This is a genomic window from Rhizobium sp. FG96 (genome assembly GCF_057808655.1).
On the sequence record NZ_JBMDIL010000009.1, the window covers coordinates 246,750 to 271,332 of the forward strand.

Sequence of the window (24,583 nt, forward strand, 5' to 3'; positions counted from 1 at the left end):
ATCGACGTGCCAAATATGATCCTAAACTAATCAGCGCCAAGCTTCGAAAGCCAATCAGAAGCCAGATCGAGATCTGCCGACCCTCCGCTTTCAAATTTTGCTACCACGTTGCGTATAAGCTCCGCGGCTCCCTCCCGCTGTCCGCGTTCCGCGTAAATTGCCGCGATATCGATGGCAGTGCGTAGCTCCCACGCAACCGAGCCATGGAGTTGGCTGAGATGGAGGGAGCTTCTAAAGCACTCGCTGACCTCCTCCGCTTCTTTGTTGAGCACGCGGAGAGCCTTGCCTTTGATACGCAAGGTCTCGGGCAGGTAGACTTCGTCACCCTGTACAGTGATCAATTTCAAAGCATCCGCAATAACCAGAAGCGCTTCGTCGGGCCTCCCTTGTCTCAGAAGGCCCTCGGCTAGAGTAATCATAAGCGGCGTCTGCTGTAGGCGATGCTTTAGTCGATCGCATTCCTGTATGGCGCGTCTTAGAAAATCCACGCCACCGCTTACGTCGCCCTCAAGAAGCATAAGATTGCCCCTGAAACCCTGCGCGACCGCAAGGTGAGCCGGCAGTGAATACGAGACGGCGCATTCGGTGATTATGTCGACACAGTTTTCCGCGGCGGCGAAGTCCCCGTTCCAAAGATAGACTGAGGCGGCCCACATCGATGCTATCGAGATAGAGAGAGGATGGTTTGTCCGCTGGACGCCGATAATTGACTCTCGTGCGATATCGCTGGCTCCCCTTGGATCACCTTGCAGCCACATTGTCCGCGCCAGCATCACCTGTCCGCGCTTCACCTGCTCGAAGCCGAAGATCTTATCCGCCGCCTGTCTTCCATTTACTGTCGAAGGTAGCCGATCGAACTGCTCCCTGGCGGCACGCATATCACCCGTAAAATGAATGAGGTCGCCCAGACCGCAGTAAGCTTGAGCCAAGGCGGTAACATCGTCCATTGACTCTGCGATGGTTACGGCATGCCGACCGACCTCTAGGGCCTCCCTAAATTCTCCAACGCTGATGTGGTACATCGTCAAGGGACTCCTGAGATACAACCGGTGCTCAGGGCCACCATGGCGATCTGCAACCTCCACACTTCTCTCGAGTGCCCTTCTCGAAGAATCAAGGTCGGTGCGCATGAACATGAGCGCCACGCCGAGAGCAGACTGTAGATGCATCTCCGAAAGGGGGTTGCCGCCCAGGCTCTCAATAAGTTCGAGTGCCTGTGCCATCCAGCTTTTGCACTCTTCGATCAATGTGAACGAGAGGAACATCGGCGCTGCAGCGGTGGCAAGCCCGACAGCCAAGTCAGGCCTCGTCTTGTTCTCAAAGGCCCACCGCAATGCCGCACGCACATTCGAAAGGCCGGCAAAATTTGCGTCTCGTTGTTCGTCGTCGAATATCGATGGCCAAAGCAGACCCTTCCCCTGCAGCCAGGCCAAGTAGTAGTCGGCGTGTCGCCTGGAAAGCAGTTGAGCCTCCTCATGCTCGACAGCGAGACGGGTCACATACGCCTTGGTGGTGTCGAGCAAACGATATCGCATCGTTTTGCGGAGGGCAGTTGCTACGAGAAGCGACTTGGTCACCAACCCATCGAGGGCTTCGAGGAGGGATCGATCTTCTACCGTGTGCGGTGCTACCGCGCGTAACGCGCGAAACGTAAAGAGGCCCGCGAAAACAGAGCAAACTCGAAGGATTTCACGCTCGTCGTCCGTGAGCAGGCGGTAGCTCCATTCGATCGCCGCTCCTAGCGACTTCTGCCTGCTTGGCGCAGTTCGTTGCCCCTGCCACGAGAAGGGCATTTCGTCGTCAAGAAGCTCGAGGGTTTTGTGCAGCCCGTAGCTCGCCACCCGCGCGGCCGCCAACTCGATAGCCAGCGGCAGGCCATCAAGCTTTCTGCAAATCTCCCCTACCACCAACATGTCCTCAGAATTAAGAATTGGGCTCGTTCCGCTTGCGCAGGCCCGTCGTAGAAAAAGCTCGATAGCGGGGTATTCGCGTAGCGATGAGAGGTCCTTCGCGTCTTGCGGCGCACAGGCCAGTGGAGAGAGCTTGCAGACTACCTCCCCATCGATGTTCAGTGGTTCTCTGCTTGTGCACAGCAGACGGACGTTGGGTGCTGCCGCCGTGATCGCAGCCACCACCACTGCGACTACGTCGATCACGTGTTCACAGGTGTCGAGCACCAGCATACAACGCTCGGACGCAAGCGCGAGGGTGAGCGGGCCTCCAAGCTCCGCACTTGCCTGCGCTCTAATCGTCGCAAGTATTGTCGACTCCACGAGCTTTCCGTCCACGACCGATCCCAGATCAACGATGTGGACTTCGCCAAAGCTTCCCTGCGATCGCTCAGCAACAATGTTGGCCAACGTAGTCTTACCGACACCACCCGGACCGGAAATGGTGACGCAACGTGCTGACTTCAGTAGCCCGACCACGTTGGCACATTCCTCTGACCGTCCCACCACACTGTCAAGCTTTGTGGGCTGTGCAGCGCGAGTCGACCCTGGGACCACTGGAAGGGCAGCCTGATCCGAGACGCTATCGAGTGGGGCTACGAAGCAATAGCCTCTTCCTATCACGGTTGTGATGAACCTTTGGCCGTCGTCGTCGCTCGCGCCGGACAACAGCTTGCGAAGATTAGTGATGTGAAATCTGAGACTTACGTCTTCGACTGTGATTCCACGCCATACCGAAGCTATGATCTCCCCCTTGGGAACAACCTCATTCGGTCTCGACGCCAGCAACGACAATATGTCGAAAGCGCGACTCCCGATGAAAAGCCTCTCGCCCTGGCACAAAAGTACTCGCCTTCGACGATCGAGGGTGAAAGCACCAAAGTGCAGTGTCTCAAGAACGGCTTGTGTCATTACGCCAACGCTTGAGAATAGTGATCATTGATGCCTCCGCTAACTCGCGCAAAACTTTGCGCTATGTGAGCGACTAGGCCAAGCCATCAGGAGTTGAGCAAACTAGAAATTCACCACCACTGAGAAGCGGTCTAGGCATTGCGCCCACACACAAATCCGAATAGCCTGGTATTCCTCTAGCTTCCCAGCATTCGATTTACAGGTTCGATTTTCTCACTTGTCGTCCTCGAGCATCTCTACGTTGTCGACACCGAATGGGACTTGGTCGATAACAAGGAGTGTAAGAACGGATTTACCGGTATTTCGGCCCCTGTGTCGTTGCTTGATCGTCTCGACGCCGAACTGGCCTTCACGCATATGAACGACCTGCTTCGTTTCCTCATTGAAGATCGTGAGTTCGCCCTTCAGCACGTATCCGTACCTCGGGAATGGATGACGGTGCGAGGGCAAATCCGAGCCGGGAGCGATCGTATAGAGAGACGCGACGACCTCGAGGGCCTGATCGGGCAGCTTGATGGGTTGGTGGGAGAGAGTCGTTCTGGTCCGCGAAATTTCTTGAACTGTAGATTGCATTCCGCATCCTCACATAGAAAGATAAGGAAGATGTCGTTCGTGCCGACAACATTTGTGTTATCGGATTCGATAGGCTGAACTACAGTTGAAATTTCCCGCCGTGCGATGACCGCGTCAAATGCAGCGGTAGACGATCGACGCGCTAGGCGGTCACTCGGGACTGGCTAGCGGCTCGCCGAGCCTTGGATTGGAGTCGAAAAAACGTATCCCTCGCTTCTTACCGTCTTGATGTAACGGGGCTCGCGGGCATCGTCTTCCAAACGTTGTCGAAGGCGGCTTACCAACAGGTCGATTGATCGATCAAAGCCATCGGGCTCCCTCCCCTGCGTCAGGTTCAGAAGCTGGTCGCGGTTGAGTACCCGATGCGGATGATCAAGGAAGACCCTCAGCAAACGATACTCGCCGCCGCTGAGCGGCACTTGGGTTCCACCCTGTCGGACGAGATGCCGCTTGACGGTATCCAGAGTCCAACTCCCGAAGGAGAAACTATCGCTGTTCTCGTACCTTTGCATATTTGGTGGCATCATCCTTGTACGGCGCAATACGGCGTTCAGGCGCGCTAGCAGCTCCCTAATCGCGAAGGGCTTAACGAGATAGTCGTCGGCACCCATTTCCAAACCGAGAATACGATCGGCTTCGTCTCCTCGCGCTGTAAGCATGAGGATTGGAACATTCCTTTGTCGGCCTGACCTGATTTCCCCGCATATAACTAAACCGTCGTCACCGGGCATCATCAGATCCAAGATCACGGCATCTAGGCGTTGCGTCTCCACAGCGGTCCGTGCAGATCGCCCATCCGCAGCTTCAATTACCCGGAATCCATTCTTTCTCAGGTAGTCTGAAAGAAGCTCCCGGATCTCACAGTCGTCGTCCACTATAAGTATCAGGTCCGAGTATTCCATCGTAGATTCCGGTGACAGGTTTATTCATTATCGGTGGGTTGCAGCCATCGCGCCACAAGCCGAGGGCTCCTGCATGTGTTAAATTGCTACCACAGAAAGAAACGGCTATCCTGGCGGTGTAGCCAAGGATAGCCGACCAGCATTGTCTCGGCGCATGGGACATGCTGGTAATCTGTGCTGCTTAAGCACCTTGAGCACGGCGCGTCGTTGCGCACGCCAAATAGATGTGGCGAGCCTCAGGTCGGGGCGGACTGATGACTCGCCACCGAGCAGCCGGGGGGAGACGCCTGCTCGAAGACTATGGAGCCCTGCCCTCGTTCGTGCACTTGTCCACCTCTTCAGAAGACCAACCTCACGCGCCCTTTGGATCAGGCGACCACAAGGTTTTGAAGGATCGACCAGTTCTTTACTGCGGGGAACAGCAGCAATTGTTGTCCATCATTAGGTGCGACGCTTGTATCTGCCGTATGTCAAGTTTTCGCTTTCTTGAAAGCAGTTGTAACACTTCGGCTTACAGATACGTTTAGACACATTGGTCAGAATTTTCACCTAGTCGAGCTGCTTGGCCATTTCGCAGTCACCGCGCTGACCAAGAGCGCGACGACGATGTTGAGGCTCAACGCGATAAATCCTGGATTTATTTCCTTCGCCACGGCAGGCGCAGACGGAAAAAAGCTAAGGATCGTCAGCCCAGTTGTTGCCACGATCGCGACAGTACCAACGCCGACGATTAGTCCTGCCAAAGCGCCTTCCTTCGTTATGGGGTTTGTAGGCAGCAACGAAAAGACCAGCGCAGGAAATAGCTGTGTGACGATGCTGTATCCCATGATGAGTATCGGCACGATGCTCGCGCTTCCCATAAGCGTGAAAAAGACAGCCACAAGGGTGAGGAGTACGACCGAGCATCTAGCGAGACTCGTAAGCTGAACGTCGCTTACCGCAGGCGCAATTTTGCGGATCACATTGTTGGACACAAGGGTAGCCCCAACTATCAATATAGTCGAGCCGGGTACCAGCGCCGCGAGGACGCCAGTCGCGCCAATCAGCGCCACCGCGCTAGGATCGAACGTTATCATCGAAAGTTTCAGGAGTGCGAGGTCAACCTGGCTTCCCTCCAAACCCGGAACCTGCAGAGACGCTGTGAACCCGACTAACATGGAGAACATCATGACCAGCGCGTAAAGGGGCATGAACACGGCGTTCTTGCGAAATGTGGCGGCGGCCTTCGAAGTGAAGACCGACGAGAAAGTATGGGGCCACATGTACAGCCCAAGCGCTGACAGCGCTACAGTGCTGCAATACCAAACGGGGGTCTCACCGATATTTGGCAGTGCAGAAAACCCCGGCCGTACAGCCTCTATCTTCCGGAACATACCCGCTATGCCACCATAGTAGTGATAAGGCAAATAGATTCCAAGGAACGCACAAACGAGCCACGTCGTGCTGTCTTTGACAAGGGACGCCCACGCAGAGCCGCGCATTCCAGATGAGATGACATACAAGGCCATCAAAGTGGCACCGAGCACGACCGCAGCGGTTGGACCAATCCGCCCCTCAGATAGAGTTTCAACGATTATGCCCAATCCACGTAGCTGCAGAATGAGATAGAAAATCAAGGCGGCGAGACCCACGATCGTCACCGCCATCCCGAGAGCAGGGCTGCCGTACCTCGCTTCGAAGAAATCGGGCTGGGTAACGAGACGGCTGCTGGTAGCGTATCGCCATACCGGTGGCAGTAGCCAGTAAGAGACGACAAAGCCGAGGCAAGTGTACGTTAGGATGTAGAAAACCGCGCCACCTTTGGCGTAGGCGAACCCACTCGCGCCGAGAAACGTGAAGGTGGTATAGATCTCGCCGGCCATGAGCATAAATACCAGGAACGCGCCGAAGCCTCGTCCTCCAAGGGCCCATTGCTCTAACGATACCGACCGCCGGCCAAGTCTGATCAGGGCTCCGAGGAGCACCGCACAAAAGGCGGCCGCGAGAAATGCCGTTATCGCCACGTCTTCGGCCCCGATCTAAATTGCGAGCGGAGACCGCGACCACAAAAATCAGTTCCTCCGTCGGGCATCAACAGAGGAAAGTCCGCGGGGAAAGCGGAACAACGCGGGATGAGAGGCATTTCGGATCGCTTCCCTGAGCTTTCGAACGGCGGCTAGCGAGAAGTACGATTACTCTCCGTGCTGGGTTACCCTCACCATCCACTTAAGCTACTTAAAGACGAATATTGGGTAATGTCACCAACGATTTCGTGAGCACTTACGGTTTTCCATTACAGTTGAAACGGTTTTTTGCCACGAATAGCGCTCAGGGCCTTATGGGGCTATTTCTGGAAGCTTACCGCCAACTCGACTGCGTTACGAACGAAACGATTTTGATTTACAACAGTAATTATCCTGCATTTTCGTGGCTCGATATTGGCAAAACACCTCGCCCGCCGCAATTCAGGGCTCCCGTATAATTGCAGAGGACCCACGATGGACATCGATCCCCTTCTCGACGGACCGCACGCCGTAGAGCATGCGCCGGCCTCCGTCCTGATTGTGGGAAACGGACATATCGAAAATGCTGAAGCGATGGCTCGCCGGGCAGATTTCGTGATTCGCTTAAATGGATGCCTCTCGTTTGCCAATTGTGCCGGGAGGACTGATGTCGTCGCCGTCTGCAATACTGGAAAGCCCGCACGGGAATTGCTTGAATCACATAGCTGGCGAAACCACGAACCAGTCCTGAGTGCTGGCGAAGTCTGGTGCGTTCGTGATCCGCGAAAAATGAGGTCGATAGGGCCGATGCTTGCAGCAGTATATCCAGAGCTGAACGATTTTTGCCATGATAGCACGGCCGAATTTCGCCGCTTCTGTAAGGAACACGGAAAGCGTTGCCACATTATCGATGAGGCAGTACACGATATGATCGACGAAGAGCTTTTCGCTGTCGGCACAGACCCTTATGTCATGCCGAGCAGCGGCATGATTGTCGTCGCATCCGCTCTGCAGACCTTTCCGACGTCTCAGATTACCGTGATCGGATTCTCGTACCAGGGCTGGGAGGGGCATCCATATGCCGCAGAAAGAAAACTGTTGGAGCACTACGCTCTCAACGGTACGATAACGCGTGCCTAGTCTGTATCACCACCATCGGCTACGAAATGTTCGTAAGCGAACAGCCTTGCGAGCGAGGCGACCGCTAGGCGCGAGCACCGCAAAGATGGCATGCTCAACCTCAACCGCTCTCCACATCGCGGTCATTACGAGTGAAACCATTGCTCCTTGTCCGGTAATCGAACGGCCCGTCCGTTCTGCCAGAATGCCGTCACGTGAACGGACTGGACAGAATATGGCATCAGAAAGCGACCGACCTCGTCGGGTGGATCTCCGTATCGTAGCGGTAGACGGACAAGTCATAGTGGAGCGTCTCGCCGGTGTCTCAGACACGGCCCCCGCAGTAAACCCAGTGGATAACGGACCCGCAAGTGCACGGCATGGATTCCTCAGGCGATTGTTCACCGACTTCGCATGGGCGTGCGAACTCTATTTTCCTTACAGCGCGTACGGTGAGACGTCGTCCTATCCGAACGCTGGAGATGCACACTCCTTGGAATACAGCTGCGAGATCGAACACCTCGATTTGCCCCCCGTCCCCTAACAGGCAAACGATTGCTACATTCAGATACAAAAAGAGCGATTTTCGACATACTTGAGATACTTCCGCGCCTTTAATGGAGATGTCACGTCGGACACGGAAGACTCCGCCCTTCGGCTCTTGAAAAGGCGCTAAGGAGCTCTCAAAAGCTGATGAATGCCTTTCGTCAAGACGTGGAAATCAACAACTTAGCTCAGGGTTCAAGAGAACCCTGCGCGTCTGCCGACACGGGGTCCGGACATTGAAACACATTTTGGTCGTGGACGACGATGTAAAACTTCGCGGCCTGCTGATCGATTATCTGTCGCAGCATGCATTTCGCGTAAGCGGCGTAAAGGACAGCCATCAACTGGGGCAGGTCCTTGCGGCAGAACACGTCGATCTTGTCATAGTAGATCTGAACCTCGGGCACGAAGATGGCCTGGAGATAGTGCGAACGCTCTCATCGAAGTCGGACGCTCCCATAATCATCGTCAGTGGTGACCGCTTGGAGGAAACAGACAAAGTGGTCGGCCTCGAACTTGGAGCGGTGGACTACGTAACTAAGCCGTTCGGGCTTAGAGAATTTCTGGCACGAGTTAGAGTCGCTTTGCGCGCTCGGCCTCAGGTTTCGGACAGGAAAGAACGCAAAATCTATTCCTTCAACGCGTGGGAATTAAACGTGCAGAAGCGGCGGCTCACCCACAATGGCGACAAGGAAGTAAAACTCACTGCGGGTGAGTTCAATCTCCTGACCGCTTTTCTCGGTACGCCGCGCACCATCCTGACACGCGAGCAACTCCTTTCCGCAAGCCGCGTTCACGACGAGGAAATTTTCGATAGGAGCATCGACGTGCTTATCCTGCGTCTGCGCCGAAAGATCGAGGTCGACCCCTCGAACCCCAAGCTGATCCTCACTGAACGCGGAACGGGATACATCTTCGATGCGGAAGTCTCGGTTAAGGAACTAAGGCGGCCCAATTGAAACGCGTCTACGAGCGGAGCGGTAAGTTGACCGGCGGAAGACGAAGATATCTCATCTCCTGCGGAGCTGCGTTGCTTCTGTCCTCGGTGGCATCCCTAGCAACGGGCTTAAGCCAGATGTCAAGTCGCGAACCACTGGCTGCACTCCCGTCGCTCCCGGTGATGGATGAGCAAAAGGTTGCGCTCGGCAGGTCACTTTTTTTCGATCCTATCTTGTCAGGGATGAACAAACTCGCCTGCTCAAGTTGCCACGATCTGACTGTCGGTGGGACTATTAGACAACGCAGGACCATCGGTTACAAAGGCAGAGTGCATCGCTTTAACGCACCCACAGTCTTCAACGTGGCAAACGATTCCCGACTGGGCTGGCGCGGGGACTTCGCTTCAATCGAGGATCAGAACGAATCCGCTATTCTGGACCCTAACTTAATGGGTGCAGATTGGCCCACCATCGTCAGTCGACTTCATGAAAGTCAGCGGTATGCTCAGTCATTCAAGGACCTTTACGGAGAACCAGCGGACCGCGATGCCGTTCTCGATGCCCTTGCAACTTTCCAACGATCCCTGAGTACTCCCAACTCCCCGTTGGATCGGTATCTGAAGGGCGATGCCGCCGCGATGAACGAAAAGCAGGTCGAAGGTTACCGGTTATTCAAGGAATTCGGATGTGCGTCATGTCATCAAGGCGCAAATGTCGGGGGCAACATGTACCAGCGCTTTGGCATATTCTCCGCCCCCCAACTGCCCCGAAAACCCAATGAGGGGGACCTGGGCCGCTTTACACTCACAAAGAACCCTGCGGACATCGGTGTTTTCCGAGTTCCCAGCCTTAGAAACGTTGCCTTAACTGCACCCTACTTCCACGACGGCAGCGTCGATACGCTTGATGAAGCGGTATCAATCATGGCGAAGAGCCAACTCGGACGCACTCTGAAACCCTCCGAGACAGCGTCTCTCGTTGCATTCTTGGAGGCACTCACAGGTCAGTACAATGGAACCCAGTTGGAAGCCCCGTCGTCACCGATCAACAATTGAGCTATGGCGAATTGCTTTGATCGTCTCTGGCGCGATTTTCTTCGCGCTATTTGCTTTCTGGCGGGTGCCGTCGAGAGAAACTCACGAGGCGATCCTGACGGCTCTTCGTGCCATTGACATCAATCACGCATCACTTCAGCGAGACGTGCTTCAGGCGCGAGCTGGCCTTCTGCGAAACTATGACCCACTTGCTGAGTCGATAGGGAACCTGCACGCCACTGTAGCCAAGCTTTCGACACTTTTCCCTGAAAGTGGCGTAGAGACGACCTCAGACCTGGACGCGGAGCTCGGACGTCTCTCAAATTCAATCGACCGCGACGAGCAGTTAGTCGAGCAATTCAAGACGGACAACGCGCTTGTCCAGAATTCGCTTTCCATCGCAAACCAAATGCTGAGCGAACTCCACGATGGCGAGGACCAAACGACCCGCAACGCCCTTGCCGGCAGACCCGACCTCGGAAACTTGATGCTTCGCTTCGCGTCACAGCCGGATGATCTCCTTGCGTCAACTATACGGGCACAACTCGATGGCCTGTCGGGATCGATCGCCGGCGGGAAGCCCGATGTAAGGTCGTATGTAACCCATGCGAAGTTGATACTCACGATCTTGCCACAGGTCGACACTACGATCGAAGCGATCCAGCAATCGCAAACTTCCACGGAAGCACAGGCACTACAGACTGAGTACCTCAACGGCTACGGCATGCTGAGTTCTCAGTCGGCATGGAGCAGGCTGTTGCTCGGCTCGATTTCAGCGTTGCTATGCGGTTATGTTGCTGTGTTGATTTATCGGCTCCGATCGCAAACCCATCAGCTCACTCAACAGCTCGACTTCGAAAATCTAATATCCGATACGAAGAAGAGGTTCTACGAAGATTTCGATACGATAACCGCGGCACTGTATGACAGTTTGGCGATGACCGCAGACTTTTTCGAGGCGAGCCAGTTCGCATTCGCCATATTAAATAGTCAGACCGGCGAGACAGAGCACGTGTCCGGCAGGTCCGATACAGTCTCGTTTCAAACGCTCGTCGAGCGCTTCGCCCACCGGCTAAGATCCCAATCTGGAAACGAGAAGATCCAATGGGACCGTTTCTACTATGAAAACCTTCAACAAAGCGATCTGCAAGCACTCCCCGAGGGATCTCTGAGTGCAGGGTCGATCGCCGCCAGTCGGATAGGCGAACAGTCCATAGGCCTGTTGTTTCTCCAGCACAGCGAAGTTCGACGCAAACCGGACGCTAATGAAGTACGTCTCTTGGGAAACGCCGTGGTCGCACTGGCGCAATGCATCAGAACACACCGCGACCGGGAAGAGCGGAAAGCACTTGAAGCCAGACTCGAACATTCTCAGAGACTTGAAGCGGTCGGGACGCTGGCGGGAGGTATCGCCCATGAGTTCAACAACGCCTTGGGAGCGATTCTCGGCTACGGCGAAATGGCATTGCAGATAAGGCGCAACTCCAATCAAACGCGCCGCTATGTCCAGGAAATGGTGTCGAGTGGACATCGAGCCAAGCACATTATCGACCAAATTCTGACATTTAGCCGAAAAAGGGAGCGCATCAGTAGACCGTTTGATCTCGCTGAAGCCGTGAGAGACATCTTTCCCCTCATCAAGATGTCCCTCCCTCCGACAAACAGCGTGACTCTGTCGGAAGAGCCTGCTTCTTCGGTATTGGGAAACCCAATCGAATGCCAGCAGGTGCTAATGAATCTTTGCACGAACGCTGTACAGGCATCCGGCGATAACGGTGAAGTTAGCGTTCGAGTCACCTCGGTAGATCTTCTGGGGCGTACTCAACTTTCGCATGGGGAACTCCGCGCCGGTAGATATACGGTACTCTCCGTCAGCGACAACGGCGCTGGCATTCCTCCAAATGTGTTGCCCCACATTTTTGAACCTTTCTACACAACAAAAGCAAAGTCCGGGGGGACAGGACTAGGTCTCGCGGCGGTCCATGGCTACGTATCCGGAATGAACGGCCGAATAGACATCGAAAGCAGCATTGGCTGCGGAACGAAGTTTCAGATTTTCTTTCCCGCGAGCTCTCGCAAAGCCATTCCGCTCTCGGATTTCTTCAATGAACGCGTGTTGAAGCGCGGAGCGGGTCAGACAATCTTGATCGGCCAGCGTGAAAGCGCAGTGAGACTTCTGCACGAAGATAAAATCGCGGCGCTAGGATACGAGCCAGTGGGTTTATCCAGCCTTGGCGGTGTCAAGCGTTGGATTGCACGCAACTCCCGCCCCCCCGAACTGATCATTCTCGATCTCGATCTTTGGACCGTCAAGCCATCCCTTGCGGCCATCGCTGCGACGTTTCTGCCCGTCCCCACGGTATTTATGGTCGATCCCCACAGAGATACGATCGATACGAGATTTGTGGGCAACTATACGCTCTTGAGAAAGCCAGTAAGCGCTATCAGTCTCGCTTCAACATTATCAAAGGTCATGGACGTGAAGATGGCAACAGATGGATCGTGACAATCTTGCTGCAAGAGTGACCCGATACGGCATAAGGCGCACAGAGAGCAGAGGCACATGCGGAAAGATCTGACCACAAAGAGGTATGCGTCTGAGAAGTGCAATCCTACAGCGACCGGCCCCGGATCGGCATATGGTCGGCTCTTGGCCTTTGTGGCACTTGGAGGCGCACTGGAATTCTACGATTTCGCGGTATTTGTTTTCTTCGCAGACACGATAAAAGCGGTGTTCTTTCCACCCGGGCTACCGTCTTGGCTCATTGAAATCCAGTCCATTGGCCTCTTTGCTGCAGGCTATATTTTCAGACCTCTGGGAGGGTTGGTACTAGCCCATTTCGGAGACCTCTTTGGGAGGAAGCAGGTGTTTGCTTTCTCCATCTTGCTCATGGCGATATCGTCAACAGCGATCGCCTTTCTGCCGACATACGCAAACATTGGGCCGGCCGCACCGCTCATGTTACTGACTCTGCGCATCTTTCAGGGCATAGCGCTGGGTGGCGAGGTTCCAGGTGCCTGGACCTTCATTTCAGAGCACGTTCCGGCTCGACGCATTGGACTTGCATGCGGAACAGTGTGTGCCGGTCTGACGTTCGGCATTCTCATGGCTTCCTCAATCGCTGCACTCATCAACATTGGCATGGCGTCCGCAACCCTGACCGCATATGGCTGGCGGCTACCGTTCGCACTAGGCGGGGCGTTCGCCCTGGTGGGCATCAAGCTTCGGCGCACGCTGACGGAGACCCCAGTATTTCAGACAATGAGATCAGAGAAACAACTTGTACCCGAGATGCCTCTGCGGGTCGTATTGGCCGGTCACTGCGAAGGAATAGTGCTCTCGATGTTGTGCACCTGCGTACTGGCTGGCGTCGTGATCGGCCTGACCCTACTACTTCCAACCATCCTCGAACAAGCTTACGGTATCACTGCACATGAGTCTCTGATCGCCGCGTGCATCAGCACCTCGGCGCTTGTGGTCGGCGTCCTCTGCGGTGGGTATGTCGTCGACAAGGTTGGCCCCGGACTGTTTTTCATTGTCGGCGGTGCACTCTTAGCGGTCGGCATTTTCGCAGTAGACGGATTGTCTGGAGCCGGGGCCAGCGGGATTTATTTACGCAGTATCGGTTCAGGACTGAGTGGAGCGGTCGCTGCCGGAGTGCCTTATGTGATGGTAAGGTCTTTCCCCGCTCGTGTCAGATACAGTGGCGTCTCACTCTCGTACAATGCAGCATACGCAGTTCTCGGCGCGCTTTCCCCGTTCGCGATATTGGCAACCCACACAGGCGGAGGCATTTACCGCTTTGGATACATGCTAGTGATCGGAGGCGTTGCTGGCGGCATCGGTGTGTATCTTATGGTGCGGCCAAAAGTGCTCGACCAATCACCTTTTTAACGCTGACGCGAATTACGCAGCAGCCTTCAGCATGGCTGCCGCTCTCGCGTAACCGCCATCCCGCCCGTCGAGGAAATGCAGGTGAGATCGAGAACTCGGCGATGGCACAAGGCACGTCATAACGGCATGGCTCTGACAATGCATTCCATAGCGCACTACACCTCTTCTACTCGCGTCCTGGAGAATTCGTTCAATGCCGGCAACCTGGCTCGCATTGCAATCGACGGTTAGCCGCAGCAAATCGTCGAATTTTCTGAAGTCGGAGTTCGATGCTATGTCATCCCACGTGGCCACGCTGACGTTGTCCGCTCCCCGGATCCGTCGAGTATGCACCGCCTTCGGAACAGGCGATCCATCGCTTGTTCCGTCGTCTACTACGCAAATCACTGCCCGCGTAGCTTTCTCGAAATCAGCCGGCATTGCAGGATTAACCGGTTCGACTAGCAACGAAACGATCGTCCCTTTTTTACTTACGAAAGGATCCCAGTCGCACGCCAATCCTTGCAGATCCGGGACACTCGAGCCACTCGCCTCTTCGTCTACCTGAAATCTTCCCGCCTTCACTTGCCGTTCGAACCATTTCAATCCTCCGCCGGAAAACATCGCATAGCTCGCGTTCCCCGAAACAGCGTAGCGAGCCATCCTGATGTCGTGTCCGTTCGCACGGATCGCGCTGACTGCAGCTAGGCCGACTCGCATCGGGAGACGGAGCTCCGTCCTCGAGAAAGACGAGATTTGGCGCAGTGCATGGACAGCTGTTGCGTGATCGGATGCGGGAACGGCGAACGATGCGCCGTCTCCACCGAATACGAACGGAAATTCGAAATGACCACACAGGTTACCAAGCGCCGCGATGACAGACGCTCCAGCGAAATTTACCTCGTGATACCGCCCCTGATCGATTGCAAGAGTAGAGTCAATCACGTCCGTCATGCCAACTACCCAATCGTCCGGCAGGGCTTCGTATACGGAGGGACTGAGAAGGTCCTCAAAATGGTCGTAAGTACGCCCTCGTTCCAAATCTGCTTTCAACACTGCAACCTCTCCAGCTCATCCTTCAAAAATTAATTAAGCACAGAACCGTGGGCTTGGTTTGTCCCGAATGAGGCTACTTGCAACCGAGTGTCATAACTGCACCGTCAGATACACTGGTATACAGAATTGCTTGATCCCATGCGTGCCGTCGTTACGGGCCACCCTCACGCGCAGTATCAGGTCTCAGCGCTAATCAATGCTTCGCTGGAATTGAGCGGGCACGGTCAAGTTTAAACGTCTGTTGGCCACGGTTCGCCAAAACGCGTATTCGTCACGAACGGTTGAGACGCTGATCATACGGCCGGGAACATTTCCTTGCGTGCCGCAACTGCCGCCTGCGTCAACAGCCGGAGGAACTTAATTCTAGCTGCTCAGTCCAAGCGGGAGCCCTGGTGGCTCTCCCGAGGCTGTCCCGGGCCTGAAGGAGCGAGTCTCCCCGTTACGCGCTTGTCACCGCCTCACGTCCCGGCGGTTGAAAACGCGCCTTGGCGAGCTCACCCCGAGCGATATCTCTGCTCTCAAGCCACCACCAGGCCTATTGCAGATGCGGAGCTCAGCACCAACATCCTGCGCGAGTTGTTGCGCAATAGCCAATCCGAGGCCAATGCCCCCTGCGCCCTCTTTGAGCTTGACGAACGGTTGGGTGGCCGCTTGAAGCATCGACGGTTCGATCCCCGGGCCCCGGTCCAAAATCTCGATTACGATATCTCCGCGTCGACCACGGTACGCACAGACCTCTGTATCCCGAGCATATTTCAACGAATTGTCCACAAGGTTCGAAATGATGCGTCGTAACGTCATTGGACGAAGGGTAACGGCTCCGTCAACATTGGCACAGAGCCTGACTGCCCTACCCGTATCTTGGTAGTCGAAAACGATGCTCTCAATGAACGCCCGCAAATCAACAAGAACCTCGTCTTCCAGTCGATGCAAGGAGTTCTTGGCATAGGTGATGCCTTCGCGGACAAGTCGCTCCATCTCTGACAAATCTCTTAGAACCTTCTCTCGGTCGGGGAAGTCGTCTGACAGTTCTGCTCGCAATCGCATTCTGGTTATGGGCGTTTGCATATCATGTGCAAGTGCCGTCAACATCTGCATTCGATCGTCGACGTACCCTTCTACTCGCACACCCATTGCGTTGAACGCGCGTGACAACGCCCGAAGTTCGCGCGGACCTCGCTCTTGGACAGCAACCCTCTTTGTACTGATCGCAATCTGCGCTGCTGCGTCAGAAAAGTCTCGGAGAGTTCGTGATGCTCCTTTCGCTGCAAGGAAAACGACTGCGAATGAGAAGAGGATTTGAGCTAGCGGAAGACCAAAAACAAACATCTCAGTCGAGATCTTCATTTCGTCTGCGGTGAGTGACCAAACCAAGACGGCTATCGTGAGAATGGAGCTACCCACCAAAGGAATAGCGATCTGCGCGAACATTGTTCGATTGCAGAGCCATTCGAAAGAACCCGCAGCCAGTCCGCCAACCATCTCGGTGCGGAAGCGGCGAGAACCTCGCGATGCTGTCAGGCGTCGGGCGTCGAAAGCACTGTATCTGCGCGCAAAGATTCCGCGCGCTCCATCCTGAATTGAAGTGCCCTCGAAATCACTGGACGACATGGCTGCCTCGCTCATGGATTACCTGCGCCGGACAGCTGCCGGCTCCCTTAGGATACAATAGCCTCAACGGATATCTGCGTTGTGTTCTGTGAGCCCGTGTTAGTTGACGTTGGGACGGCTTCGCGTTCCCAAGTCCAACATTAATCTTAGCAATTTCAATATTTTGAGAGCATCGTGAAGGGCGGAAGCGGTGTTCTGGTCCACCGAGCAGGTACCTTCCTTCACGCATATCCAACAAAATCTAACAAAGATGAATAAGCGGATTTGGGCCTGTCTCAATTTTTGTATGAAATGGCCAACTGTTCTCCAACAGGCGAGCTAGCCTATTTGGGGAGCGAGCTGTCGGTAGGTTACTTTCAACGAAACCGTTCGAACAAACGGTGGGCTGTAGAGCTTCCCCACTCTCTCGCCGGCTTTGATTTGAAAGGTCACAGCGCAATTGGCCGAAAGTTTTGTTTCGCTCGGTAGGATGACAGCGGATTGGTAGTTCTCGGTGACGTCTAGCGTCCATGCCATGCATGTCTCAAGGTCAAGAACGAGCAGCCTTGCGCTTACGTGTCCTACCCACTCTCCAAGCTTTGCGGAATCCCATTGCCAATCAAGAGCCGCTACCCGGCTCGGATAAACGATCGAATCCGGCGGCATCAGCAAGACGCCGCTTTTCCAATGCCCTCCTGTAAGAGCAACGGGACCCGGCCCCCTCGTCGACCAGACGGCTCTTTTCTGGTATTGATCCTCGCGTCGCCTTGACTGAGTCCAGGCTCGCAGTGCTTCGGCGATCTGCGGTTCTTCCAGCGCGGTGTGGTGTTTGAGGAGCATCTTCCAATCCCTGAATGAAAATGTAATTGCGTGTAGATGTGCCGCTGCGCGGGTCGCTCTACAGAGGCGTGACTTTACGTTTACTGCCTAGAGAAGGATGCAGCGGACCCTTAGAGGTGGTCCGCTACATCCATCAATCACCGCTTGAGGTTTACCAAAACATCCAAGATATCAGAGCCAGTCTGAAAGACCTTTGAGTTTGCGGTATAGCTTCGCTGAGACTCCACCATGGTGGTAAGCTGATCGGCGAGATCGACGTTCGACCCTTCCAAGGAGCCCGAATTGATAACGCCCAAGCCATTCGTCTGCGGAAAGCCGGTAATCGTGACACCCGATTGACTGTTCGCGGAGTACACGTTGCCATTCAGGGTCGTGAGTAGGTTCGGGCTCGGAACAGTCGCAAGGGGAATGCGAAATATCGGCTTCGGATCGCTGGACTGATAGGTGGCGTAAACTGTTCCGTCTTTATCGATCTTGACTCCGGTGACCGGACTTGGAGCCTGTCCGTTCATCTTTCCCGTTCCCGAAAAATCGGAAGCAAGTTGCGTCATTTTGCTGAAGTCCATGGAGATCGTGTTACCGGTCTTCGGGTCGGTAATAGATAAGGTTCCACTTGTCGTTTGCTTTCCGGTGCCATCGAAATCGAGGGCCTCCACAGCAACAGGACCCGACGAATAGGGGAAGGCGCTGGTCCCTCCGGCTGCTGCGTCGGCGTTGCGGTAGACCGCTACCTCCCACGAGGAATCTACAGGAGGTGCCGCGGTTGGATCGCCAGCGGCCGTCTTCGTGAAATATACGTCGTACATCACGGTGTTTCCCAAGTCGTCGTAGCCAACGATCGAGATTTTCTTGTAGTCAGCGGTGGTGCTGGTCGGATCGTTGGCGCTGGGTAGAGTGGCGGATCCTGTCGGTGCAACCTTCGCATTGGAATTAAGGTTTCCTTGGTAGTAGCCGCTATCTGACGGTATCGCGGTAAGCCCGCTCTGGTTCACATTGATCGGCACCAACCCATCGAAGCCGTTCACCACCACCGCGGGCGACCCTGACGTGTAAGGGTATCCCATGAGAGTGAACCCTGCGGAATTGACCAAATTGCCGTCCTTATCAGGAAGGAAGTCACCGGCGCGTGTTAGGACGGTTGTTCCGTCCGCGGCTTCCACAATAAAGAACCCGTCCCCTTTGATGGAAAGGTCAGTACCTGAGGTCGTGGAGGTGTAGTTGCCCTCTTGCGAAATAGAATACAGCGTTTTGCTCTCTACACCTCCCGAGTTGTAGTTTCCAGCAGAGCCGGGCATCACAAGCGAGGAGAATGCGACCGACGCGCTCTTGTAGCCTACGGTGTTTACGTTTGCGATGTTGTCGGCAACCGTGCTGAGCCTGGTGGCCTGCGCATTCATTCCAGACACAGCAGTCTTCATGCTTCCAAAAATACTCATTCCGTTATCTCCATGATATCTATCGCTTTCCGCGAAAATGACGCGGCGTGTCGCGCCGCAGATGGTTTTGCGGCGCGCTGTACTGAACACTTTCATTGGCGGTCGCCGTATCCGGCGGAAGGCATTTACTGCTTCAAGAGTTGGCCTTTGAACTCATCCTCTGTAATTCCGAGTGCGCCTGGAAATTGTGGTAAGCGCCTTGCCTCAAACTTGCCGATTACGCGTATATCCGGCTATGTTACAACTGTAGCTATATAAGAAATCGTTAAATCAGGAGTTGTTGATATGTTTGGATCTCGCGTCTTTAGACCAACGTTGACGTGGAAGGATCTTTGGCGAGCACGTTCCAGTCCTCGGTCTCTGACGTCGGGAGCGCGACTTCGAGGACTTCGGCGAAGCCAGCTGGCTTGACCACGACTGCGGCCATCAATCCGCCTCGAGGCCTATTGCCCAATATAATTCGAGCATTCGCCGTCTGCGCCAACTGATGTGCTATGGCAAGGCCAAGTCCAATACCTGGTGTGCTCGGAAGGTTCTTCTTGGAACGAACAAAGGGTCGCACAATCTTCTCCAGCTCGTCTTCATCGACACCAGGACCCCGATCAAGTACGGCTACCGAGAATTCTCCGGAAGGTAGACAAGAAGACCTCACTTCGACCGCGCCGGCGAATTTCAGGCCGTTATCGATGAAATTCCCGATCACGCGCTTGATGGCTGTCTTCTTGACGAGGATTTTACCTGTTACAGATGCGGCCAGGGATACGTTCCTGCCAGTCTCTGCGTACCCCTCAACGATCTCGATGAGGAAATGCTCGAGTTCCAGGAGCACCAACTTCTCATCGAGTAAGTGCCCCTGACTGGCATAGGCGATGCCCTCGTCAATAAGCTGTTCGATCTCTCCCATGTCGATCAGAAACTTTCGTTCGTGGACGGATGCAACGATCGCTGCCCGATTCCGAAGTCGTTCGATAGGTATTCGGACGTCGTGTGCAAATGACGTCAGTAGTTGCAGCCGTTGATCGAGTCGCGAATTGACCGATTGGTACATTGCGGACAGGACTTCTGCAGCGTCCACGCCACCAGTCTGAATGCGGTCGACGCCTCCCTCTTCCCTCCAAAGGCGGTCGGCCATCTCTTTCAGGTTAGCGAGCGGCGCTGTGATTTGGCGCGCCGCCAGTCCTGCAGCTATGCAAACCGCAGTGATAGAAACCGCATAGATCGCGAGGGTTGCCATCAAAACCGATAGGTCGAGCGCAGGTTGGGATGACAGATGTTCAGCTGGTGAGAGCCTTGCTGTTCCGGACTTGTCGGAGACTGAAGGGGAGTTGAAAACACTTGTGATCTCATAAGCCTGCCGGCTCGTCGGGAGCTTCGCGACTCCCCGATCACCTACGGCCCCACCGCCAATGTAGACAAGTGGAAGAATGGACGTATAGGCCAACACCAGACCCGCTAGTATCGTGAGGTATGGAATGAACTGTCGGAGCCGGAGGGGTCGTTGAGCTACTTCTCTCGAGTTTTTGTTAGACGGCATTGCCAACTCCGTACTCCTCTTGATCTTCACTTTGGATCTCGGCGAGCGATCGCAACGATGCTCTCGATGCTCGCCCAAGGTCGTTTGTGTAAGCAGGTGATGGAGCGCAAGAAGGGGTCCGACTTGTCACTCGGGCATAGCTTTACAGCCCGCCAGCGCTTTGACCGCTTGGTTAAAGGATGTTTCCCGGCCCGCTTAACTTATGAAGCGCCTGGCTACGCTGGTCGAAGGTCCCTTGCATGCGATCGCGTTTTTGCCGATAGCCACCGCGTCTGGTTATCGCCGATCCCACGGCCTCCGGTCAGAAACCTTGCTGCAATTTCGCTCAGCCTCGAAACTTTCCCGACAGTCAGAAGAAAGTGAGTCCTACAGGCTATGCCGTAGCCCATCTGACCAACCAGAGGAGAGACAGTCAGGTTTTGCATAAACAACATCGCCTCCAGTTGATAATTTCCGCTTAAATCGAAAATCATCCAGTACATTTCTGCACTATGCATAATTCTTGTTGCATGATGGTTGCTGATAACGCCGTTTATATTTCAACAGTAAGCTCAGAAAATACCGCAATTACATTTGCAATAACAAAATACCTTATCGGTTGTATCACGCAGCGGTACACGACTTATACGTAAGCAGGCGGAGGCGACGTCGTTCAAGCGCCGATTCCAACCCGCGCTCGGCGATAGCGTCCGATGTCGGCACGTCCGTGCCACCGGCATTTCATTTGCAATCACTTTGCGATTGGACGGGCAAGTTTTCGACGCCATTTGCGTTCAACGAGCCAGACGGGCAAGTTCTTTGGTCGCGGACTGGCCCCGCTCACAATTGACCGCGGGGAAACGCGACAGAACTCGATGGTTTTCAAAGCACAGAAGGCAGCAAAATGGACACCCAGACATCAAGCATCAATGCCCTTCTCCGGGGTTCAACACTGACCGGCGCAACGAATTGCAGGGCTTGGAACGCGATTGGAGTCGAAAGACGGCATTTAGATGCCGTAACGCGCCCTGAAGAGGAGCTGGACTGTCACTATGTGATCCTTTGGGGGAATAAGCCCACTATTGTAGATCGGGAGTATCGAGTGGGGAAATTCCAGCGCGTAGTCAAACCGCCCAACACCTTGTCTCTTGGAACGGCGGGGCGGATACCTGCAACCCGGGCACTTACTCCCTACGACGTTACTGCTTGCGTGATAAGGGCAGACGCTGCACATGCGCTCTCAGAAGAAATGGAGATGGGAGACAAACCAATTCTCCGTGATCACCTAGCCGTCGCGGACGAAGCTCTAACTCATTTAATTCATCTCGCTGCGATTGAAGCCGGCTCTGCGGTCGATGGGGGGAGTCTCTATCGGGAGTCTATCGAGCAAGCGTTGATCACCCGCTTTCTCAGACTCGCTACGGCCGATTCAAACCGCGAAACGCGCGTTTCGCCGCTACCCAAAACGATGGTCCAACGAGCGATCGACCGCCTTTCACAAGAGTATGAAACAGACATCAAACTGGCCGAGCTTGCTAGAGATGCTGGATACAGTCGATCTCACTTTCACAAGATGTTTCATCTCGCTACTGGGCAAACACCGTTTGAGTGCTTGAGGGACATCCGATTGGAGGCCGCACGTCGGAGCTTGATCGAAACCAAAGAGACCATCGCCGTAATCGCAGCACGAGTGGGCTTCTCGAGCCATTCCCACCTAACGCGCTTTTTCATATCGAAGTATGGGATTTCGCCTAGCGAGTTCAGGCGTAGCAACTCTTGATTACAGAGCTTTCGATCGTAGCGTAGCGGCTAAAAGCGCCTCGAGGACAAACTCTTTCGCAACCAGGTGCCAATTTCGAAACGCTATGAAAGCGCGTCAATCGTTCCCGGCCTATTGTTCAGCCTGCTCACGCCATAAACCGGCGAACGAAGGACAGTATCCCGATGATTGATTGGAAGGCCGAGGTGCCATCGCACCTATTCAACAGTTTTTATATCAACGGCGCATGGGTGAAAGGATCCTTGGAAGACGCGAAGGACATCACCAGCCCGGCAACCGGAAAAGTCATCTTTGCTGCACCGATGGCCGAGCCGGCTGACATGGAAGCAGCGATCGTGGCGGCGAAGCAGGCCTTCGATAGCGGCACGTGGCGCGACATGCCACCTCAGAGGCGCTCGATACTGATCCATCGACTGGCAGACAGATTATCAGAACGCCTTTCTCTCAGCGCGAAGATATGGACCGCACAAGTCGGCGCACCAATCAGCCTAACGTCGCGGCTTGCTCCACTCGCTATCGTGCGCCTGCGATACTTCGCGGACCTCGTAGCGTCATTCGCCTTCGAGACCGACCGTCCTACGCACCGCGGCCACGCGAAAGTCATCCAGGAACCAATCGGACCTGCGGCGCTCATTATTCCGTGGAACGCGGCGCTGCCGATCTTGATGACGAAGCTAGGAGCGGCCCTCGCCGCTGGCTGCACATGCATCATCAAAAGCTCTCCCGAAAGTCCGCTGGATGCAATGCTTGTTGCCCAGTGCGCCCACGAAATCGGCTTTCCGCCAGGCGTGATAAACGTTCTGCTTGCAGACGCGTCTGTCAGTTCTCAGCTGGTCGCATCGCACGATGTCCCGAAAGTGAGCTTCACGGGCAGCGTTCAAACAGGAGCAGCCATCGCCTCGACGGTCGCTTCCAGGATGGGACGGATCACGTTGGAGCTGGGTGGCAAGCCCGCCGCGATAATGCTTGAGGATGCCGACGTCGAAACTGCTATGTCGACTTTACAGCAATTTAGCATGCCATTTTCCGGGCAATTTTGCTTTTCACAATCGCGCCTTCTTGTTCCGCGCTCGCGCGAAGCCGAGTACGTTGAAGCGTTTGTCAAACGTATTAGCGACCTGCGGGTCGGCAACCCTTGGGACGAGGACACGCAGATAGGACCAGTCTTGAACGAGCGTCAGTTCAACAGGATCATGACCTTCATCGAGGACAGCGTGGTCGAGGGTGCGGAGGTTCTGTGCGGTGGCAAACCCGATGGGAAGCACAAGGGCAACTATATTCTCCCGACCGTTGTCAGAAGAGTAAGCCCGCGTTCCCGTATCGCAAGTGAAGAGATCTTTGGGCCAGTGGTAACCGTACACACGTACGATACTATCGACGAGGCGGTTGAGATTGCAAACAGCACCGACTTCGGGCTCAGCGGCACAGTGTTCGGCAGCACCGAAGCTGCCGTGAACGTGGCGCGCCGGCTTCGAACAGGGCAGATTGGTGTCAACGGTCTAGAGTTGACACCGTCCGTGCCATTCGGGGGCTATAAGATGTCCGGTGTCGGCCGTGAGGGAGGACCCGAGGGTGTCGCGGCCTTTCTGGAAACGAAGTCGATCATCATCTCCACGTGATCATTGGCTATTCGGATTTTCGTGTCGAACTGCCCTTCTGAGATAACACCTCCAGGCGAACTACTGCATCCGGCTTGGCCGAAGTCACGATCGGCCGGAACAACAATCCCGGTCTGTGACGTCTGCCAAGGCGGCCGACCGCATGCCCACAGAACATACTCGTTCCATGGACATCGGAATCCCGAGCGCCAATCGGCACGTCGGGGTGCGGGCCGCGGCAGCCAATCTTCGCCGCTTTGATTGTCCGATGAACGTCCTGCCACGAACTGATTTCGACGGGCACTTTCCCATTCTTCCATAGACGGGAAACGCACCGTTTCTCGAGAGTTGGCAGGACGTCCTTGATTCCAGCCAGACGGGCGATGCCGCGTCTGGTTACTTCTGTTGCCGACGCGCAGGCGTCGGGGGCATCGAAGGCGAGGTTTCCGATGGTCGAGGAGCCCCGCCCAGACCTCAAGCACTTCTATCCCGGCAAGACGCGCGCGACGCGTCAGTATCTGCGCGAACACCGTCCTTGCCCAGTAATCCAAGAGCCTGTTGAGGGAGCGACTCTTGCCGCTCGACCGCAACTTGCCCAGTCCCTTCTCCAGCACGATCGTCCCGCAACGGTGTTTCCTCGCCATGGAGATCGCCCGGTCACAGACCGCCGCCAGCGTCTAGCGCACGAGCTCCGGTGATGCGTCGACTGCCATGTCGAGCTTCACTAGCGCATGCTCAAGCACGTAGGTGTCGTCGACATTTGAAGCCCCACCGCAATTCGACGCGACTGCCAGTCCGATCCAGTTGGGATTCAGATCGATGCCGAGGGCGCGGCCCTTCTTCGGAACCACGGGTCGGCGGCGTTGCGGGTGATCGGGCAAATCGCCCGGATCGAACGTGATGGAAACGTGCGTGTCCCCGATTGAGTAGCTGACATTGAT

16 protein-coding genes are annotated in these 24,583 nt (G+C 55.1%); 7 read left to right on the forward strand and 9 right to left on the reverse strand.

From position 1 onward, the window contains the following. Window positions 1–26: 26 nt before the first annotated feature. The 4 genes from ACODR6_RS19695 to ACODR6_RS19710 all read right to left on the reverse strand — a co-directional run bounded on the left by ACODR6_RS19695 (window position 27) and on the right by ACODR6_RS19710 (window position 6,339). Window positions 27–2,861, reverse strand: coding sequence for an ATP-binding protein (locus ACODR6_RS19695; RefSeq protein ID WP_489023829.1), 2,835 nt, complete (start codon window positions 2,859–2,861; stop codon window positions 27–29). 213 nt (window positions 2,862–3,074) lie between these two features. Next, window positions 3,075–3,434: a cupin domain-containing protein gene (locus ACODR6_RS19700; protein ID WP_489023831.1), complete on the reverse strand. Its 360-nt coding sequence runs from the start codon at window positions 3,432–3,434 to the stop codon at window positions 3,075–3,077. Window positions 3,435–3,598: 164 nt separating this feature from the next. Continuing rightward, complete coding sequence (locus ACODR6_RS19705; protein ID WP_489023833.1) at window positions 3,599–4,336, reverse strand: response regulator; 738 nt, start codon at window positions 4,334–4,336, stop codon at window positions 3,599–3,601. Window positions 4,337–4,881: 545 nt separating this feature from the next. Next, window positions 4,882–6,339 carry a sodium:solute symporter family protein gene (locus ACODR6_RS19710; protein WP_489023835.1) on the reverse strand — a complete coding sequence of 486 codons (1,458 nt, stop codon included), beginning with the start codon at window positions 6,337–6,339 and terminating at the stop codon, window positions 4,882–4,884. Between the two features lie 474 nt (window positions 6,340–6,813). On the opposite strand from ACODR6_RS19710, the gene ACODR6_RS19715 reads away from it, so the two are divergent. The 5 genes from ACODR6_RS19715 to ACODR6_RS19735 all read left to right on the forward strand — a co-directional run bounded on the left by ACODR6_RS19715 (window position 6,814) and on the right by ACODR6_RS19735 (window position 13,850). Then, window positions 6,814–7,458 (forward strand): Urease operon accessory protein, encoded by a 645-nt coding sequence (locus ACODR6_RS19715; RefSeq protein ID WP_489023837.1) that lies wholly within the window; start codon window positions 6,814–6,816, stop codon window positions 7,456–7,458. 761 nt (window positions 7,459–8,219) lie between these two features. After that, complete coding sequence (locus tag ACODR6_RS19720; protein ID WP_489023839.1) at window positions 8,220–8,942, forward strand: response regulator; 723 nt, start codon at window positions 8,220–8,222, stop codon at window positions 8,940–8,942. Beyond that, window positions 8,939–9,976 carry a cytochrome-c peroxidase gene (locus tag ACODR6_RS19725; protein WP_489023841.1) on the forward strand — a complete coding sequence of 346 codons (1,038 nt, stop codon included), beginning with the start codon at window positions 8,939–8,941 and terminating at the stop codon, window positions 9,974–9,976. The genes ACODR6_RS19720 and ACODR6_RS19725 overlap by 4 nt, the downstream gene beginning before the upstream one ends. Further along, entirely contained in the window at window positions 9,933–12,461 is a 2,529-nt protein-coding gene (locus ACODR6_RS19730) for a two-component system VirA-like sensor kinase (RefSeq protein ID WP_489023843.1), read from the forward strand. The genes ACODR6_RS19725 and ACODR6_RS19730 overlap by 44 nt, the downstream gene beginning before the upstream one ends. Before the next feature lie 57 nt (window positions 12,462–12,518). Next, window positions 12,519–13,850 carry an MFS transporter gene (locus tag ACODR6_RS19735; protein ID WP_489023845.1) on the forward strand — a complete coding sequence of 444 codons (1,332 nt, stop codon included), beginning with the start codon at window positions 12,519–12,521 and terminating at the stop codon, window positions 13,848–13,850. A 12-nt stretch (window positions 13,851–13,862) separates the two neighbouring features. On the opposite strand, the gene ACODR6_RS19740 is transcribed toward ACODR6_RS19735, so the two are convergent. The 4 genes from ACODR6_RS19740 to ACODR6_RS19755 all read right to left on the reverse strand — a co-directional run bounded on the left by ACODR6_RS19740 (window position 13,863) and on the right by ACODR6_RS19755 (window position 20,192). Continuing rightward, window positions 13,863–14,885, reverse strand: coding sequence for a DUF3095 family protein (locus ACODR6_RS19740; RefSeq protein WP_489023847.1), 1,023 nt, complete (start codon window positions 14,883–14,885; stop codon window positions 13,863–13,865). Between the two features lie 450 nt (window positions 14,886–15,335). Beyond that, complete coding sequence (locus ACODR6_RS19745; protein WP_489023849.1) at window positions 15,336–16,511, reverse strand: sensor histidine kinase; 1,176 nt, start codon at window positions 16,509–16,511, stop codon at window positions 15,336–15,338. A gap of 941 nt (window positions 16,512–17,452) precedes the next feature. Beyond that, window positions 17,453–18,751: a flagellar hook protein FlgE gene (locus tag ACODR6_RS19750; RefSeq protein ID WP_489023867.1), complete on the reverse strand. Its 1,299-nt coding sequence runs from the start codon at window positions 18,749–18,751 to the stop codon at window positions 17,453–17,455. A 304-nt stretch (window positions 18,752–19,055) separates the two neighbouring features. Beyond that, a complete protein-coding gene (locus ACODR6_RS19755) occupies window positions 19,056–20,192 on the reverse strand; it encodes a sensor histidine kinase (protein WP_489023851.1) in 1,137 nt (378 codons plus the stop codon). 976 nt (window positions 20,193–21,168) lie between these two features. Here ACODR6_RS19755 and ACODR6_RS19760 point away from each other — a divergent pair. Together ACODR6_RS19760 and ACODR6_RS19765 are read left to right on the forward strand one after the other, a co-directional pair. Next, window positions 21,169–22,044, forward strand: coding sequence for a helix-turn-helix transcriptional regulator (locus ACODR6_RS19760; protein WP_489023853.1), 876 nt, complete (start codon window positions 21,169–21,171; stop codon window positions 22,042–22,044). A 164-nt stretch (window positions 22,045–22,208) separates the two neighbouring features. Continuing rightward, window positions 22,209–23,663, forward strand: a complete 1,455-nt coding sequence (locus ACODR6_RS19765) for an aldehyde dehydrogenase family protein (protein WP_489023855.1) — start codon at window positions 22,209–22,211, stop codon at window positions 23,661–23,663. Between the two features lie 656 nt (window positions 23,664–24,319). Here the strand turns inward: ACODR6_RS19765 and ACODR6_RS19770 are convergent. Next, a partial coding sequence (locus ACODR6_RS19770) for a hypothetical protein (RefSeq protein ID WP_489023857.1) occupies window positions 24,320–24,583 on the reverse strand: 264 nt, incomplete at its 5' end.